Annotated in this window: 15 protein-coding genes and 3 pseudogenes; 6 read left to right on the forward strand and 12 right to left on the reverse strand. The window is 40.1% G+C overall.

Translation table 11 applies throughout. From position 1 onward, the window contains the following. Positions 1–351: 351 nt before the first annotated feature. The gene (locus RCG23_RS16540) at positions 352–1,047 is read left to right on the forward strand and encodes an aspartate/glutamate racemase family protein (RefSeq protein WP_308176616.1); all 696 of its coding nucleotides are present in this window, start codon (positions 352–354) and stop codon (positions 1,045–1,047) included. A gap of 108 nt (positions 1,048–1,155) precedes the next feature. Here RCG23_RS16540 and RCG23_RS16545 read toward each other — a convergent pair whose 3' ends face one another. Then, positions 1,156–1,611, reverse strand: coding sequence for a hypothetical protein (locus tag RCG23_RS16545; protein ID WP_308176617.1), 456 nt, complete (start codon positions 1,609–1,611; stop codon positions 1,156–1,158). Between the two features lie 19 nt (positions 1,612–1,630). Next, positions 1,631–1,951, reverse strand: coding sequence for a YciI family protein (locus RCG23_RS16550; protein ID WP_308176618.1), 321 nt, complete (start codon positions 1,949–1,951; stop codon positions 1,631–1,633). A 165-nt stretch (positions 1,952–2,116) separates the two neighbouring features. Here RCG23_RS16550 and RCG23_RS16555 point away from each other — a divergent pair. Together RCG23_RS16555 and RCG23_RS16560 are read left to right on the forward strand one after the other, a co-directional pair. Continuing rightward, a pseudogene (locus tag RCG23_RS16555) lies at positions 2,117–3,009 on the forward strand (permease). Between the two features lie 12 nt (positions 3,010–3,021). Continuing rightward, positions 3,022–3,870: a TIGR03943 family putative permease subunit gene (locus RCG23_RS16560; RefSeq protein WP_308176619.1), complete on the forward strand. Its 849-nt coding sequence runs from the start codon at positions 3,022–3,024 to the stop codon at positions 3,868–3,870. A gap of 57 nt (positions 3,871–3,927) precedes the next feature. On the opposite strand, the gene RCG23_RS16565 is transcribed toward RCG23_RS16560, so the two are convergent. From RCG23_RS16565 to RCG23_RS16595, 7 genes are all read right to left on the reverse strand, one after another. Further along, complete coding sequence (locus RCG23_RS16565; protein ID WP_308176620.1) at positions 3,928–4,314, reverse strand: SET domain-containing protein; 387 nt, start codon at positions 4,312–4,314, stop codon at positions 3,928–3,930. A 101-nt stretch (positions 4,315–4,415) separates the two neighbouring features. Beyond that, complete coding sequence (locus tag RCG23_RS16570) at positions 4,416–4,925, reverse strand: PepSY-associated TM helix domain-containing protein (RefSeq protein WP_308176621.1); 510 nt, start codon at positions 4,923–4,925, stop codon at positions 4,416–4,418. 123 nt (positions 4,926–5,048) lie between these two features. Further along, a complete protein-coding gene (locus RCG23_RS16575) occupies positions 5,049–6,299 on the reverse strand; it encodes a sensor histidine kinase (protein WP_308176622.1) in 1,251 nt (416 codons plus the stop codon). Between the two features lie 11 nt (positions 6,300–6,310). Continuing rightward, positions 6,311–6,982, reverse strand: a complete 672-nt coding sequence (locus RCG23_RS16580; protein WP_308176623.1) for a response regulator transcription factor — start codon at positions 6,980–6,982, stop codon at positions 6,311–6,313. A 130-nt stretch (positions 6,983–7,112) separates the two neighbouring features. Then, positions 7,113–8,294, reverse strand: coding sequence for an ABC transporter permease (locus tag RCG23_RS16585; RefSeq protein ID WP_308176624.1), 1,182 nt, complete (start codon positions 8,292–8,294; stop codon positions 7,113–7,115). Beyond that, positions 8,257–8,967: an ABC transporter ATP-binding protein gene (locus tag RCG23_RS16590; protein ID WP_308180084.1), complete on the reverse strand. Its 711-nt coding sequence runs from the start codon at positions 8,965–8,967 to the stop codon at positions 8,257–8,259. Before RCG23_RS16590 ends, RCG23_RS16585 begins: the two co-directional genes overlap by 38 nt. After that, positions 8,967–9,929: an efflux RND transporter periplasmic adaptor subunit gene (locus RCG23_RS16595; RefSeq protein WP_308176625.1), complete on the reverse strand. Its 963-nt coding sequence runs from the start codon at positions 9,927–9,929 to the stop codon at positions 8,967–8,969. Before RCG23_RS16595 ends, RCG23_RS16590 begins: the two co-directional genes overlap by 1 nt. A gap of 208 nt (positions 9,930–10,137) precedes the next feature. Between RCG23_RS16595 and RCG23_RS16600 the strand changes: the two genes are divergently transcribed. From RCG23_RS16600 to RCG23_RS16610, 3 genes and pseudogenes are all read left to right on the forward strand, one after another. Continuing rightward, a complete protein-coding gene (locus RCG23_RS16600; RefSeq protein WP_308176626.1) occupies positions 10,138–11,832 on the forward strand; it encodes a DUF6044 family protein in 1,695 nt (564 codons plus the stop codon). Positions 11,833–11,837: 5 nt separating this feature from the next. Continuing rightward, positions 11,838–12,842, forward strand: a pseudogene (locus tag RCG23_RS16605) (glycosyltransferase family 2 protein). A 176-nt stretch (positions 12,843–13,018) separates the two neighbouring features. Beyond that, the gene (locus tag RCG23_RS16610; protein WP_308176627.1) at positions 13,019–13,768 is read left to right on the forward strand and encodes a FixH family protein; all 750 of its coding nucleotides are present in this window, start codon (positions 13,019–13,021) and stop codon (positions 13,766–13,768) included. Between the two features lie 241 nt (positions 13,769–14,009). Here the strand turns inward: RCG23_RS16610 and RCG23_RS16615 are convergent, their stop codons facing one another. The 3 genes and pseudogenes from RCG23_RS16615 to RCG23_RS16625 form a co-directional block, all read right to left on the reverse strand. Further along, the gene (locus RCG23_RS16615; protein ID WP_308176628.1) at positions 14,010–14,456 is read right to left on the reverse strand and encodes a DUF3231 family protein; all 447 of its coding nucleotides are present in this window, start codon (positions 14,454–14,456) and stop codon (positions 14,010–14,012) included. Then, complete coding sequence (locus RCG23_RS16620) at positions 14,443–15,003, reverse strand: DUF3231 family protein (protein ID WP_308176629.1); 561 nt, start codon at positions 15,001–15,003, stop codon at positions 14,443–14,445. Before RCG23_RS16620 ends, RCG23_RS16615 begins: the two co-directional genes overlap by 14 nt. Before the next feature lie 4 nt (positions 15,004–15,007). Then, a pseudogene (locus RCG23_RS16625) lies at positions 15,008–15,791 on the reverse strand (SDR family oxidoreductase). Between the last annotated feature and the right edge of the window lie 9 nt (positions 15,792–15,800).

Below are 15,800 nucleotides of genomic sequence, written 5' to 3' on the forward strand. Positions count from 1 at the left end.
TCGTTTTCGCAATTATCTGGGGCTTTTTATTCGGCTGGATTATGAATATTTGGCCTTTTTTTCATTTACACAGGACGGAAATGTCGTCAGTATAAAAGCTTTCCTTACGTTTGCTGCAGGAAGTGCAATTTTTGATAGTATGCATGCGGTTTCCAATGTCATTTTTTTGATTGCCTTCGGGGGGATTTGGATTAAAATATTAACAAGATTCAAGCGGAAATATGGGCTTTTGGAGTAATATTGTAAGGCTTCTGGCATGGGATTGCCGGAGGCCTTTTTAATAGGAAGGAATTTTCTTAATTTGCCACGAAAGGTTAGAAAGGACATTTTTTGTGAAATGGGGAGCTGCAGATGAAGACAATCGGATTAATCGGAGGTATGAGCTGGGAGTCGACCAAATTATATTACGAATTGATTAATCAAAAGGTGAAGGAAGAACTTGGCGGGCATCACTCTGCAAAATGTATCCTCTATTCTGTTGACTTTGAAGAGGTGAAGGAGCTGCAATTTGCAGGAAAATGGGGAGAAGCCACAGAAATGCTGGTTGAGGTTGCTGTAAAGCTGCAGAAGGCAGGGGCAGATTTTATCGTCCTTTGTACGAATACCATGCATATTTCCGCAGATGCGATACAGCAAAATATTGATATTCCATTTTTGCATATTGCCGATGCTACTGCTTATAAAATTAAAGCAGACAGCAGAGCAGCTATTGGCCTATTGGGAACAAACTTCACGATGGAAGAGGACTTTTACAAAGGCGGATTAAGCAGTAAGCATGGAATAAAGGTCATTATCCCTGAAGAGGAAGACAGGAAAGACGTTCACCGGATTATTTATGAAGAACTCTGCCTTGGGGAGGTTAAGGAAGCCTCGAAAGAAATTTTCAAAGGAATTATTAGGCGATTAATAGAGCAAGGGGCAGAAGGGATTATCCTGGGCTGTACTGAAATTACACTCTTGATTAAGCCGGGGGATGTAGATATTCCACTCTACGACACAACAAAGATTCATGCTGTATATGCAGTCGAACAGGCATTGAAAGATTGAAATAAAAAAGGGCTGTTTACTAGGGTATGTTAAATCATGTCCTAGTAAACAGCCTTTTCTTTTTGTGGGCAATCAGTAAGGGATTTGTGCCAACAGACCATTCAATTTTTAAATAGTCTCCAAATCGTTAACCAGCATCGTTTTGCTATCCTCTACAACCACTTTCTCAACAAATTCCATTGCTCGTTCTTTTGCTGCGTCCACTTCATCCTGTCTGCCCAAAACCGCATACCACCTTGCTGCAGCTTCGTATGCATAACCGATATAAAACGGAGCGAGCTCAGAAGCAACACTCACTGAAATACAGCGATTCGCGTAATGCAGCGCTGTTTCGCCCCTGCCGATTACTGCGTAGACTCTTGCCAGCTGCCAGTAGCCGATGGAGATATTTTGCTGGGTGTGATCCTCCACTTGTCCCCAATGCCAAAACGAACTATGGCTTAAGTGGACCATCTGCTCATCTTCGTCTTCAGTCCGAACTTCTTTATCGAGAAAATCCCATACTTTATTGAAACATGATACTGCTAATTGTTTGTGTGTAAAGCTTTGTGATGATTGCTCCATTATTAAAGCAGCTCCTTTTCTAGATAGTGAATCTTGGATTATACAATGCTACTTTATAAGGAAATAACTCTGCTGTCATGACCTTCTTGGCAACAGCCGGGTCATTTTCCATAAGGTATCTTGCCTCTTCCTCGGTATCTACCTGAAGGATGGCAATCCCAAACGTGGTGTCATCCTTATTTTGCGTCCTGCCAGCCATGATCAGTTTATCTTCCTCTATCAATTTTTCCAAAGCACAGAAATGCTCACCTATTATTGCTGTTTCCCGCTCGGTCCAATTTTTTTCATCGAGCAGCTCAGGTACGAGCTTTAACATGTATAAAAACTGTTTTTTTTCCATAAAATGCTCTCCTTCATTCAAACTACTACTAATATTTTCTCTGCCACCACGAAAAACTCCTTTAAAAATATGATTTTGGAAGAATTCCATATATTTCGTTGGACGAAGATTGTGAATGAGAGTATAGTATTGTGCATGAGTCAGCTTTTTTCTGGAGGCATAAGTATGTTTGGAATTTCATTGCCACAAACGTTTTTACAAATGAATACGATTTTTATTTCAATTTTAATAGAAGCATTGCCATTTGTTACTCTCGGTGTTTTAATTTCAGGCATCATTCAAATTTTTGTGACAGAAGAAATGATTGCGAAAATTATGCCGAAAAATAAAGTCCTTGCTGTTTTGTTTGCTACCTTCTTAGGGTTTTTATTTCCCTCATGCGAATGCGGTATTGTCCCAATTGTGCGAAGGCTTGTTTCTAAAGGTGTGCCGATATCTGCAGGGATTTCTTTTATGCTTACAGCACCGATCATTAATCCTGTAGTTTTATTCGCTACGTACATTGCTTTTGGCAGTGACTGGAAAATGGCTATCTACAGGGCGCTTGGAGCTATTGTGGTTTCCATAACGGTTGGCCTGTTGCTAGCATATTTTTACAAAGGGAATCCTTTAAAGGAATCCGAGCACGACCATCACCACCACCATACACATGAAAAGCAATCTTTTTGGAAAAAAATTAGGCTTACTCTTGAACATGCTGTTGAGGAATTCTTTTCGATGGGAAAATATTTAATTATCGGTTCTCTCATCGCGGCGGCTGTCCAAACTTATATTAAAACAGCAACACTTGTATCAATCGGGCAAGGACAGGCATCTTCCTCGCTAGTTATGATGGCACTTTCGTTTATTTTATCACTGTGTTCAGAGGCAGATGCGTTCATCGCTTCATCATTTAGGAGCACGTTTTCTACCGGCTCCTTACTTGCATTTCTTGTCTTCGGCCAATGGTTGATATTAAAAATTTAATGATGATGCTCGCGACGTTTAAAAAGAGGCTTGTCCTTTTCGTTGTATCTGGTGTTGCGTTCATTGTTTTTATTTACTCTTTGTTCTTTTAAGGAGTTGTTATTATGATAAGAAGCCTTATTTTAATCGGCTTTACGTATTTACTTTTTCATCTCCACTTATCGGGCGATATCAGCAAATATATCAATATGAAGTATTCCTATCTTTCAGCTGCCGCAGGTTACGGGATGCTGGTTTTGACGATTGTCCAAATTTTGATGCTTGGTAAGGAAGAATCAAAAGACCATGACTGCGGCCATGATCATTGTGACCATAATCATTCAAAAGAAGACAAATGGTATAAAAAGCTATACGTTTATCCGATTTTCGCCTTTCCGATCATTTCTGGTTTGTTTTTTCCAATCGCAACTCTAGATTCGAACATAGTCAAGGCGAAGGGATTCCATTTTCCCATTTATGATGAGGGAAAGGGCGATTCCTTTATGCAGCAGCAATTTTTGCGCCCTGACACAAGTGTCTATTATGGAAAAGACGATTATGATGCTTTTATGAAGAAAGAAAAAAAGAAATATATGAAGCAGCCATCGATCATATTAAATGATAAGAATTATTTAAGGGGAATGGAAACGATTTATAATTTCCCAGGTGAATTCCTTGATAAAGATGTTGAATTCAAAGGGTTTGTTTTCAATGATTCTGAAACCATTGCAAAAAACCAGTTGTTTGTATTCAGATTTGGAGTTATTCATTGTATCGCTGATTCAGGGGTATTCGGCATGCTGGTTGAAATGCCGAATGGCGTAAAGCTGAAAGATGACCAATGGATCAATGTAAAAGGGAAGATTTCTACGATCTATTATCAGCCGTTTAAGACAAGTATTCCTTACTTGAAGGTGGATAGCTGGTCCAGCACAAGTGCACCAAAGGAACAGTATGTATTTAGAGGCTATTAATTGTCATAGGTAAAAAATAAAGCACATGATTCCGGTAGGATTCATGTGCTTATTTTTTCATTCATTTTCTTCCTTGTTAAACCAAAGTGGATCATTGTTATCGACTTCACCATTGTAGTTGATGAGAATTTCTTCTCCAGCTTTTATATCTTTATAAGCAAAGAAGTCAAAAGTATGGTTCGCAAAGTTGATATCATAAGTAGCATTCGGCTCATATGAATGATTAAACAGCATACCGTATCCTAAGAGGATAGCAGAATGGTTCTTGCCATATTCAAAAGCATAATCATCAAGCCTTGTTTTTTCAATATGAACATGCTCTTCATTTGGATATGGAAGGACCGGTGCTTCATGAATAAGCTCACCTTTTGCTATATCACGAGTCGCGAATACCCCTCTATTAAGCTCTCCATCGCTGAGTGTAGAAGTCTTTATCTCAATCATGTTAATCACCTGCTTGTCTTTTCTGTGAAATAGTATCCTCCTAAGCTTGCCAGTTGTCAGGGATAAAAGCAAATATTTAATTTAAAAACTTCAGTGGCAACTTATTCGTTTGGCATTGTATCAAGATTGGCTGCCCTGGCTTGTTTCCTTTTCTTCTCTATACTTAAGATTTTCCAGGATAGGAAAATACCTGAACCAGTAAGGAAGATCATGCTGGTGGCTGCAAGATCAATCAGCCAGCCGATATCCATATTTCCTAGTCTGCCTGCATACAGCCCTTTAATAATGCCCATTAGGGATCCGGAGTCTCTTTCACCACGCATTCGCCCATTTGGAAAGCCACCAACAGGAAAGCCGCTGCCATTCCTTCTTTGGAAGCCCTGCCCATTCTGGGAATTCAGTCCTGAATCAGATCCAGTATTCCCCTGAAAGCCTTGGCCACGGTTGAAATTTCCGCCTTGAAAGGCCTGCCCATCAGCAAAGGGTCTGTTATTATCGGATTGTCCAATCAGCCATGGCTCCATCATGATAAGCCCTGTAATGGCCTCCATAAAAAGGAATACTGAAGCAATCAGGCCGATCCACAAATGGGCTCTCCTTATTTTTTTCATTTTATTTCTCCTCTCAACTATTCAATTTCTGAATCCCAGAGCCCACCATCATGTGCCTGGTCATCAGTGGATAAGCTAAGTATGAGAGGCAAACCTTAATTTTTTCTTAAATTTTCTGATAGGTTAATTTTTTTGATTTCTTGGGAAAGAAACTTCTATTTTTGTACCTGCTCCTGGCTTACTTGCAACCGTCACTTTCCCATTATGTTTATCGATAATCCATTGCGCAATCGATAGGCCAAGCCCTGTACCTTCAGAAAGAGTTCTCGCTTTGTCACTTTGATAAAAGCGGTCAAATATTCTGGGTATCTCTTCTTCACTTATTCCCATTCCATCATCTTCAACCATTAATAGTATGCTGGAATGGATCTGCCTGCAGGAAAGGCGGATATGGCCACCCTCAGTCGTAAACTTCATGGCATTGTCCAGTAAAATAACAACAAGCTGATGAATCCGCTCTTTGTCAGCAGTAAAGAGAACAGGGGATGAAATATCAAGAGAAAGCTCTTTTCCCTGGTAGGAGATAATTTCTTCGTATTGTCTCATTATTTCAGCAAGTAATTGATCAAGCTGGAACGCTTCTTTTTTTACTTCAATTTGATTTGAGTCAGATCTGGCAAGCGTCAATAAATTGGTTACGAGTTTTGAAAGGCGCCTGGATTCATTCGAAATCGTAGAAACATCAATAATTCTATCTTCGATTGTTGCAGAAGGCGACCGGAATAATAAGTCTGTTTCGGCCTGAATGACAGCTAATGGAGTCCGGAGCTCATGCGAAGCGTCGGAAACAAATTGCTGCTGCTTCATCCAGGCGCCTTTAATAGGAATCAGGGCGCGTCCCGCTAAAAAATACCCCAATGCAACAGCGAAAATGATTCCGATACCACAACTTATAAGAATGATCAGAAGGAGCTTATCCAGAAACTCTTTTTCGGAGTTAATGTCACGCAGAACCTGAATAGTTTTAACCCCGCTAAGCTCTGAATCCATCTTTATTGCATAATAACGGAAGGTAAAGTGGTTAATTGTGATATCTTCCAATTGGTTGAATTCTTTTGGCTTGATTTGTTTTTTTATTTGCAGAAATCTCTCTGCTTCGGGACTCTGTGGAGGTGCGAGAAGATTGCCTTGTTCATCCCACATTAGGATAATAATTCGATCTTTGAAAAAATGAAGATTATCCCGTGGCCCATGATTCTCTTCATCATTTAGACCTAAATCAAAACGATTAGCAGATTCTAGCAATGAACGATTCACATCTTCAAATAAACGATGCTGGGTATAGAAATAAAGAATGCTTCCAAGGGTACTGATAAGGATGGCGAATACAAGAGAATTAATGATAGTAAGCCGAATATGCGTTTTTCTAAACATTTATATCTCCTTTAGGCTTCCTTCAGAATATATCCCACGCCGCGGACGGTTTTAATATCTGTGTGGTAGCCAGAGGGCTCCAGTTTTTTTCGCAGGTGATGCATGAAAACTTCAACGATAGCGATTGTCGTATCCGAATCAAATCCCCATACACGATCGTAAATTTGTTCTTTTGTTAAAATAGCACCCCGGTTTTGAATCAAATATTCAAGAAGTTCATACTGCTTTAATGTAAGTTTTATTGCCCCTCCATCAACTATAATATCCCGGTCTTTTCCGAGAAGCTCGATCCCGCGGTATTGAATCGTCTGATTGGTTGTTAAGCTGCCACTTCTTCTGAGGAGTGCCCGAAGCCTTGCCTTTAACTCAGCAGCTTGGAAGGGCTTAGTTAAATAGTCATCTCCCCCGGAGTCCAGTCCCTTCACACGGTCCTCGAGTGCATCTCTGGCAGTTAAAAATAATACAGGAGTTTTTATTCCTTCATTTCTGATCGATTGGAGTACTTCAAACCCATCAATACCTGGCATCATCACATCTAAAATGATGGCATCATAGATATTTTGCATGGCGAAAAACAAGCCATCTTCTCCATTATCTGCCGGGTCCACTTCAAATTCATCTGCCAGCAGCTCGACAATGGAATTCAAAAGGGGAAGGTGATCTTCAACAACTAATATACGCATCCGCTTTTTCTCCTTTATAAAAAAGTATTCATATTATCCAATGATAAGGGGGGCAAATCATATTCCACGGCTTTAGTGGGTAATATTTACAGCAAACAAAGCGGCCGCCAATGCGGTCGCCTGTTGCTGTTTATTCAAACCGTAAGGCCTGAATAGGGTTAAGTCTGGAAGCCTTGTTTGCAGGAAATACTCCGAAAACAACGCCGACAAAAAGAGAAAATAAAAAGGACATTAATATTACAGAAGTTGAATAGGAAACGGTTAGGCTCATAAATGAGGACAAAAGATTGCCTAACCCTATTCCAGCTAAAATACCAATTACGCCACCAAGCGAACTTAGCACAACCGCTTCAATCAAAAACTGAAGGAGAATGTCGCGCCTTTTTGCTCCAATTGCTTTTCTAATTCCGATTTCCTTTGTTCTTTCTGAAACTGAAACAAGCATGATATTCATAATACCTATTCCTCCGACGAGCAAGGATATGCCGGCAATTCCTCCAAGCATCATCGTCATCGTGCTCGTGACAGAACTCATGGTATCCATTAAATCCTGCTGATTGAAAATACTATATTCGTCGGTTCCATTTGGAAAAAGTCTTTTCATTGTCATCTCTACTTCTGCCATGACAAAATTCATATTTGCATTGTTTTTCCCTTGAAGGTAAACAGTTGAAATAGCAGTATTTTTGATTAATCTTTCGGCTGTGCTTAAGGGCATGATCACGATGTCGTCACCGCTTTGGCCCATGGAACCGCCTTTTGATTCCAATACACCTACTATTTTAAAGGATGTACCATCAATTTGTATATGCTGGCCAATTGGACTCTCAATCCCAAATAAGGTTTGAGCAGTTTCAGAGCCAAGGACAACAATTTTTTGTCTGTACTCAATATCTAAATCTGACAGAAAACGGCCTTCTGCCACTTTCATTTCACGAACATCCTGATAGGCGGAATTTGTCCCGGTTAAAGAAACCTGGGCTGAGGTTCTATCCCTTTTAACCGTGACTCTTCCTGATACAGCAGGAGAGACGGCCTGTATTCCCTGAACCGCCTTGAGCTTTTCGATGCTATCATCTGTCAGCTTCACCTGTTCGGTGCCAAATGTGTTTATGGTCAGCAGGTTTGTTCCCAGGCTATTAATTTGACTGGTCACATTTTGGGTCGATCCCCGGGCAATGGAAATCAGGACAATGACCGAAGAAACGCCGATAATAATTCCAAGCATGGTGAGAAGAGGCAGCTTATTCCCTTTTATACTCCTTAAGGCCATTTTAACTGATTGCAGGATTCCCAATTCTTTCACCTTCATTCATCGTCAATTTTCCATCCTGGATAGAGACCATCCGTTTACATTGCCGGGCAATATCCATATCATGAGTAATTAAAATAATGGTATGCTGCTGGGCATTAAGCTCTCTTAAAACATCAAGGATTTCTCTGCTCGTTTTGCTATCGAGCGCACCTGTTGGCTCATCGGCAAGCAGGATAGGGGGATTGCTTGCTAATGCCCTGGCAATCGCCACCCGCTGCTGCTGTCCTCCGGATAACTGAGTTGGGAGGTGTGTAGCTCTATCTTTAAGTCCGACTCTGTCCAAACATTCAAATGCGATTTTCCGCCGTTCCTTAGCCGGCATTCCACTGTATACAAGAGGGAGCTCAACATTTTCCCATGCAGTTAGTCTAGGGAGTAAATTAAAATTCTGAAATATGAATCCTATTTTTTTATTCCTGATAGAGGCAAGGCCGTTGTCATTCATACGGCCAATATCTTTTCCGTCAAGCAAATACGTTCCAGAATCAGGTTGATCAAGACAGCCAATCATGTTCATAAGCGTAGATTTACCTGAACCTGAAGCGCCGATGATCGCAATAAATTCACCTTTTTCAATGGAAAGGGAGACACCATCCAAAGCATGGACATCCTCTCCGCCCAATCGATAAGTCTTTGTTATGTCTTCAATTTCAATGATTGGTTGAGTCATCAAGAACCGCTCCTCCCGCCATTGCCGCCACTTCTTCCTGACCAGGATCTTCCGCCAGAACCGCCGCCAATACCAGGGAATCCTCCTATTCCCCCGCGGCCCATCCCGCGGAGATTACTGTTGCTGTTTACAGAAACTGCAGGTAATTGAACAGTTTCACCCTCAGTAAGGCCACTGGTAATTTCTACGTAATCTTCATTATAAAGCCCCGTTTTGACAGCTTTTCTCTCAGTTGAGGCAGTATTGCCACCAGCCGTTCCGTTGCTGACAACTACATATTTTTGACTATTTATTGAGTGAACAGCTTCTACAGGTACATAAAGGGCTTGATCTTTACTATTAGTCAAAATACTGGCTTCTGCCGTCATCCCTACTTTAAGTGATTTAGGGTTGTCTATATGTATGGTAACATCGAAAGTCGATACTCCATTCGTAACAGTGCCCTCATTTGAAATTGCCGTAACCTTGCCGCTAAATGCTTCATCAGGAAATGAATTTGCCTTTATATTAACATTCTGGGAAACTTTTATTTTAGGAATATCCAATTCATCGATTTGAATCACAGTTTGCAGATTCTTATAGTCTGTCACGTGAGCAACCACTTCCCCGACACTCACACGCTGGTCCGCTGAAACAGTAAGGGAAGTAATGATACCTTTATGGGGAGCAATGATTGGATCGCTTCCATCAGTAAACGTAATCAGTTCCTGTCCTTTTGTAACTGCATCCCCGGAATCCACGAGAACCTCCTCAATTTTTTTCTCTGATTCTGCCTTAATATCGGTGCTCGAAACAGGTTGGACTGAACCAGAACCGCTTACTTTAACCTCGAGCTTTCCTTTTTGGACTGTAGCGGTTGGATATGTAGCTGATACCTCCTGAGTGCTGTTTTTATTGAAATATTGATAACCGACAAATGCAATTACTGCTAAACCTAAAACAATAAAAATCCATTTTTTCATTTACTGTTTGCTCCTTCCTGATTTTCACTCGCCCGCATTAGCGGATTGGGATAAGCCAATTATGGAAGGAGTTTCTTAACTTTTCCTTAATAATCATTTCTTTATATGCAAGTAATTGAAAAAAACATAGACTTTTAATCTTGTCTTAAGAAAATTTTAAACATTTATCCCTATAATAAATTTGACTAAATTTGAAAAGGTGTTCATTATGTTTAATTTTTGGGTCAGTCTAAGACAGGAAAATAAGCATCTATCATTTGCGTGGATCCTGCTTTTTATTTATCTATCACCAATGTTTATACTTGGCGAAAATGCCCACATCAGGGTACACGATAATCTCGACTCGAATATTGCGTGGTATAAACTCATGCATGATAGCGAAGCATTATTTGCACCGCTTAATAGTACACTTCCTCAAATCATAAACGGCCTCCCAAGAAATGCCTTTGGAACTGAGTTTAGCGGAATACAATGGCTTCATCAGATTTTCCCGACGATGCTCGCGTATTCCTTAAGCCAGGCTCTTGTGAGGATTTTTGCGTTTATTGGCTTTTTTCTGCTATTAAAAAAGCATTTTGTAAAAGACGAAAAAAATTACGCCATCCGTGTATGGGTGTCACTGGCATTTGCACTAACGCCATTTTGGCCTTCTGGCATGCTGAGTACGCTCGGGATGCCGCTTGCACTGTGGGCATTTTTAAACATTAGAAAGGGAGATAGCACCTGGAAAGAATGGATTACCCTCATTTTACTTCCCTTTTATTCTAGCTTTGTTCTTGGCTTCTTCTTCTTTTTATTTGCGATGGGGATTCTCTGGCTGAGGGATTTAATTGTAAAAAAACAGTGGAACCTGCATTTTTTTGGAAGTATTGCATTAATGGTTACTATGTATTTGTCTATTGAATACAGGCTGGTTTATTCGCTTGTTTTTCCAGAGGAACCAACCAGTAGAAATGAATTTGTTAGTTCCAAATTGGAGTTCTGGCATACTGTCAGACTCGTATTTAAAAATTATTCTATTGGGCATACACACGATATGACGCTGCATACTTTTGTGATTTTGCCCTTATCGTTTATTGTAGTTTGGAAAATATTAAAAAAACAAAAGGGTTTAGATGAAAAAAGGTATTTAAATCTATTTATATTAAATTTTGTTTTATCAGTTTGGTATGCATTTTGGTTTTACAAAGGGTGGGAACCATTAAAGGAAAGGATTTCACTTCTAAACACATTTAATTTTGCACGTTTTCACTTTCTTCGTCCCTTAATCATTTATCTGATGTTTGCGGTTGGGTCGGTAATTCTCTGGAGAATCGGGGATAGATGGAGAAGGTTAATAAATATATGTTTAATCCTGCAAATTCTCGTTTTGTTTGCTGCCAATCCGGAGGTTGTTTATCGTTATACCAATACTCCATCTGTTAAACAATTTTATGCGGTCAAACAGTTTGACGAGATTGCCCATTATATTGGAAAGCCAAAGTCATCTTATCGTATTGCGAGTATAGGAATCCATCCAGCCATCGCTCAATACAACGGCTTCTATACGTTGGATACATATAACAATTACTACCCATTATCATATAAACATCAGTTTAGAAAAATCATTGCAGGAGAACTAAATAAGAATTCCAGTTTGAAAACCTATTTTGATGAATGGGGAGGCAGGTGCTACATTTTCGTTGATGAACTCGGAAAGAACTATGAATTCAATAAGGATTCGAAGAAGAAAATTAAGCATCTGGAGATAAATATAAATCAATTTAAGAAAATGGGCGGAGAATATTTTTTCTCGGCTGTTCCGATATTGAATCATGATGAAAACGGGCTTGATTTTATAAAGTCCTTCAGCAATGAAGAATCGGCATGGAAAATCTACCTTTATCGAGTGAAGAAGGAGTGAATAGGATGGACACACCTATCCTAACTATTATAGTTCCCTGTTATAACGAAGAAGATGTTTTGCCTGTAACGGTCAAACAGTTGACTGGGATTATTGGGAAAATGATTGATGATAACCTTGTCTCCTTTAGAAGCTGTCTTCTTTTTGTAGATGACGGAAGCAAGGATAGAACATGGGAAATAATCGAAGAGGAAAATAGAGACAATCCGTATGTTAAAGGCCTAAAGCTAGCAAGAAATGTAGGCCATCAAAATGCGTTATTGGCGGGATTAATGACAGCGAAAGAACAATCAGACTGCGTCATTTCCATTGATGCCGATCTCCAGGACGATATTTCTGTTATTCCTGTTTTTGTCGAAAAGTATTGGCAAGGGAATGATATCGTTTATGGGGTTCGGGATAAGCGTGAGACCGACACCGCCTTCAAAAGGAATACTGCATTAGGTTTCTATAGCTTTATGCGTAAATTGGGCATTGAGCTAATTCCTAATCATGCAGACTTCAGATTGATGAGTAAACGTGCGCTTGACGAGCTTGCCAACTATAAGGAGCGAAATATCTTTCTGAGGGGAATTATTCCATTAGTAGGATTTCCATCTACCCAAGTCTTTTACGACAGAAAGGAACGGATGGCAGGTGAATCCAAATATCCGTTGAAAAAGATGATAGCTTTTGCTATATAAGGAATAACTTCATTCAGCATTGCGCCAATCAGATTTGTTACCTTAGTCGGTTTTCTGGCTGCCTTGATCAGTATATTTGCAGGAGGGTATGCATTTCTTCAAAAATTATTAGGTCATACTGAATCAGGGTGGGCTTCATTAATGATTTCTATTTGGTTTATCGGTGGATTGCAATTGATAGGTATCGGCCTGATTGGAGAATATATTGGTAAAATATTTAACGAGGTAAAAGGACGCCCAAAATTTTCGATCCAAACCAACTTGTTTTCAGAGAAAAATTATATCTCACAAACCACAGACAAGAATGTAATTTTAGGGCAGAAATAAATAGAATCCATTGCGGGTTTAATTATGTCGAAGTTTTGAACATTATCAATATGAAAACCTACTTTTTATGAAAATGCTTCTCAAAAGGTATAAAATTTCACATAAATGGCTTAAAATTTAAGGGGCGTGCATGTTTCACTGTGCAGCAAGTTATTAAGTTATGAGGAGATTTTATAATGAAAAAGCTTTTTTTAGGAGTGGCTCTATTCATGGGCCTGCTAACCGGCTGTAATAGCCAAGATCATTCTGCAAATCAGGATGGGGGCGGAAAAAGCCTTGAACCTGTGGAAGTAACCATCAAAACTGAGCCAGAGAAAATCAATCCAAATGAAGAGGTTAAGATAATAGCATTGGTGACTCAGGGAAAAGAAAAAGTAGCTGATGCAAACGAAGTGAAATTCGAAATTTGGAAAAGCGAGCAGGAGGATCATTCCATGAAACCTGCTCATAATGACGGAAAGGGACTTTATTCCATTACTACTTCCTTTAAAGAGGACGGCCATTACTTTATTACTGCGCACGTTACGGCTCGCAGTATGCATACCATGCCTAACAAGGAAATTACAGTAGGCACTCCGGTTGAAGAACATAGTGAAGCAGGGGAACATCATCATTCAGATGAACATCATCATGATTCAAGTGTTTCGATCGAATTGCTGGGAGACAAGCCATTCCATGTAAACAAGGAAACAATATTAACCGCTCTTGTTAAACATGATAATACCCCCCTTACAAACGCAAAAGTGACGTTTGAGGTATGGGCAGGAGAAGAACAAAAGCACGAATGGATTGATGGGAAAGAGAGTGGCGGTGGAAAATACACCGCAGCTAAGACATTTACCCGCACTGGTGCATATCATGTCCAAATCCATGTTGAAAACGATGAACTTCATGAACATAATGTCATTATGTTTGAAGTGAAATAAAAAATGAGAAAGAAGGCTGCGATTACAAACGCAGCTTTTTTCTTCGTCTAGGAAATTATAAAATTAAATGATGTGAATAACTTCTACAAGTTGTATTAATCTAGCTCCAGCCCCCAGCCCCTCGGGGTCATAAGCCAAATCACTCCAGAAATCAGGATTTCCTGCGTGATTCGTCTTATGCCTGTCGGGGCTAACCAGGGCGCTTGCGCATTTTGTTCTTTCGCTTTCGTCTCCATGTGTTTTATGACTTCGCTAAGTTATCTCGGTCATCGGATTGCGGAGGTTCTTCCAGCCATCCATGCTTGATCATGATATTGGCACCATCCTCCGCAAACAATGCAATCTCGGGAATCAATGAAGCATATTTCAAGCAAATGTCCCTGCGCGGACTCGCGGCCATTGCGGCTCCATAGTTTCCAATTCCAGCTGCAATCATGGCAGATGAATGGAACATGATGAGTTTATCTGAGAAAACCTTTTCTGTAGAGTCTGTAACTGCCATGTCCCATGACATCGGGGCAGGAAGATCATTCTTTATTAAAATATCACTGAAAATATCCATATGTTTAGTTGCAATTCTTTTACCCCGAAGCAAAAATTGTGTTACATCTGGATTTTGTGCTGCCTGGCCAAAACCCATCATCAATGCTTTTCCAATTGCATTAGTTTGGACATTATGTGATTTCAATTGCAGTGAGTGGCCTAATCTCTCCCAAAAATCCTGCCAGAAAATGCTGGCCTTCTATATAAACAGCTTTATCAGGAGTAGAAATAAAAGGCGGCCTTATATAGGTCCCCTGTTTCAGCATCAATCCCTTGGCCAAATCCTGTAAAATAACAGCCGATTTTAAGACTTGCTTCTGGAAAGCGGCAATATCATCACGAGTTACCAGCCCCAGTGCTATTCCGCTGGCCGCCATTCCTAAAACAGACATATTCCGTAAATACATTAGCACGTACGAGTCAGAAAAAAGCCTAGCCGCCGATATATTAACATCACTTTTTGTAAACCCAATTGGTATCGGAAAGCCTTCTTTTTTAAAAATTTCTTGTAAATTTACAATATTTTTTTTTGATGAATCATGAGCGAATTCTATAATTGACTTAACCTCTGAATCATCCGCTTTTTCGATAAAATAGCTTAACACACAATTTGCTGCAGTATCATTCATATACTGAACCCAAAGTGTGGCCATCTCTGCAGATGTCAAAAGGATCTTTGTTTTATCGTCCATACCATTACCCTCTGCCCGCCTGGAATCCTGGATATTTAGTCATGCCACCGTCGGCGAACAAGGTAATTCCGGTGACATAGCTTGCCTCATCTGATGAGAGCCAGGCAGCCACAGCAGCGATTTGTTCCGGTTTTCCGATATAGCCTATCGGAATCAATTCCTCCACGCCCGCTTTTAGCTTCGGATCAGAAAATTTTTCGGCATTAATGGGTGTATCAATTGCGCCAGGCCGATGCTGTTGACTCTGATTCCTTTTGGGGCGAACTCTAGGCCAGCGTTTCAGACATTAATTTTATGCCCCCTTTACTTGCTGCATAGTGGACAAAATGCGGCCACGGAATCATTTCATGAACGCTTGACATATTAATGATTGAACCTTTGACATCATGTTCAATCATATAATCAATTGCTTCCCGGCATCCAAGAAAGGCACCTGTTAGATTAGTTGCAATGACCCGATTCCAGTCCTTAAGAGACAATTCTTCAGAAGGAACTTCGTTTTCGACACCTGCATTATTAATCATTATATCCAGCCGCCCAAAATGGGAGACAGCCTCGTTAATGAGATTCTTCACATCCTGTTCTTGTGTCACATCCCCCTGAAGCGCAATCGCATCTCCACCCAAATTTTTAATTTGGCTGATGATTTCCTCTACTTCTGGTCCTCCTTTATAATAATTGATGACTACCTTTGCTTTTTCTTTACCGAATCGTAGAGCCATTGCCTTGCCTAGGCCAGTAGATGCTCCCGTAATCACAACCACTTTACCTTCCAAGTCTGGATACATGAAAATCGC

The sequence above is a fragment of the Neobacillus sp. PS3-34 genome, from assembly GCF_030915465.1.
Taxonomy (GTDB): Bacteria; Bacillota; Bacilli; order Bacillales; family Cytobacillaceae; genus Neobacillus_A.

Excerpts from the sequence above, each read along its gene's own strand:
- RCG23_RS16540 (WP_308176616.1), top strand. The coding sequence starts at position 352 with ATGAAGACAATCGGATTAATCGGAGGTATGAGCTGGGAGTCGACCAAA.
- RCG23_RS16545 (WP_308176617.1), bottom strand. The coding sequence starts at position 1,611 with ATGGAGCAATCATCACAAAGCTTTACACACAAACAATTAGCAGTATCA.
- RCG23_RS16550 (WP_308176618.1), bottom strand. The coding sequence starts at position 1,951 with ATGGAAAAAAAACAGTTTTTATACATGTTAAAGCTCGTACCTGAGCTG.
- RCG23_RS16560 (WP_308176619.1), top strand. The coding sequence starts at position 3,022 with ATGATAAGAAGCCTTATTTTAATCGGCTTTACGTATTTACTTTTTCAT.
- RCG23_RS16565 (WP_308176620.1), bottom strand. The coding sequence starts at position 4,314 with ATGATTGAGATAAAGACTTCTACACTCAGCGATGGAGAGCTTAATAGA.
- RCG23_RS16570 (WP_308176621.1), bottom strand. The coding sequence starts at position 4,925 with ATGAAAAAAATAAGGAGAGCCCATTTGTGGATCGGCCTGATTGCTTCA.
- RCG23_RS16575 (WP_308176622.1), bottom strand. The coding sequence starts at position 6,299 with ATGTTTAGAAAAACGCATATTCGGCTTACTATCATTAATTCTCTTGTA.
- RCG23_RS16580 (WP_308176623.1), bottom strand. The coding sequence starts at position 6,982 with ATGCGTATATTAGTTGTTGAAGATCACCTTCCCCTTTTGAATTCCATT.
- RCG23_RS16585 (WP_308176624.1), bottom strand. The coding sequence starts at position 8,294 with ATGAAGGTGAAAGAATTGGGAATCCTGCAATCAGTTAAAATGGCCTTA.
- RCG23_RS16590 (WP_308180084.1), bottom strand. The coding sequence starts at position 8,967 with ATGACTCAACCAATCATTGAAATTGAAGACATAACAAAGACTTATCGA.
- RCG23_RS16595 (WP_308176625.1), bottom strand. The coding sequence starts at position 9,929 with ATGAAAAAATGGATTTTTATTGTTTTAGGTTTAGCAGTAATTGCATTT.
- RCG23_RS16600 (WP_308176626.1), top strand. The coding sequence starts at position 10,138 with ATGTTTAATTTTTGGGTCAGTCTAAGACAGGAAAATAAGCATCTATCA.
- RCG23_RS16610 (WP_308176627.1), top strand. The coding sequence starts at position 13,019 with ATGAAAAAGCTTTTTTTAGGAGTGGCTCTATTCATGGGCCTGCTAACC.
- RCG23_RS16620 (WP_308176629.1), bottom strand. The coding sequence starts at position 15,003 with ATGGACGATAAAACAAAGATCCTTTTGACATCTGCAGAGATGGCCACA.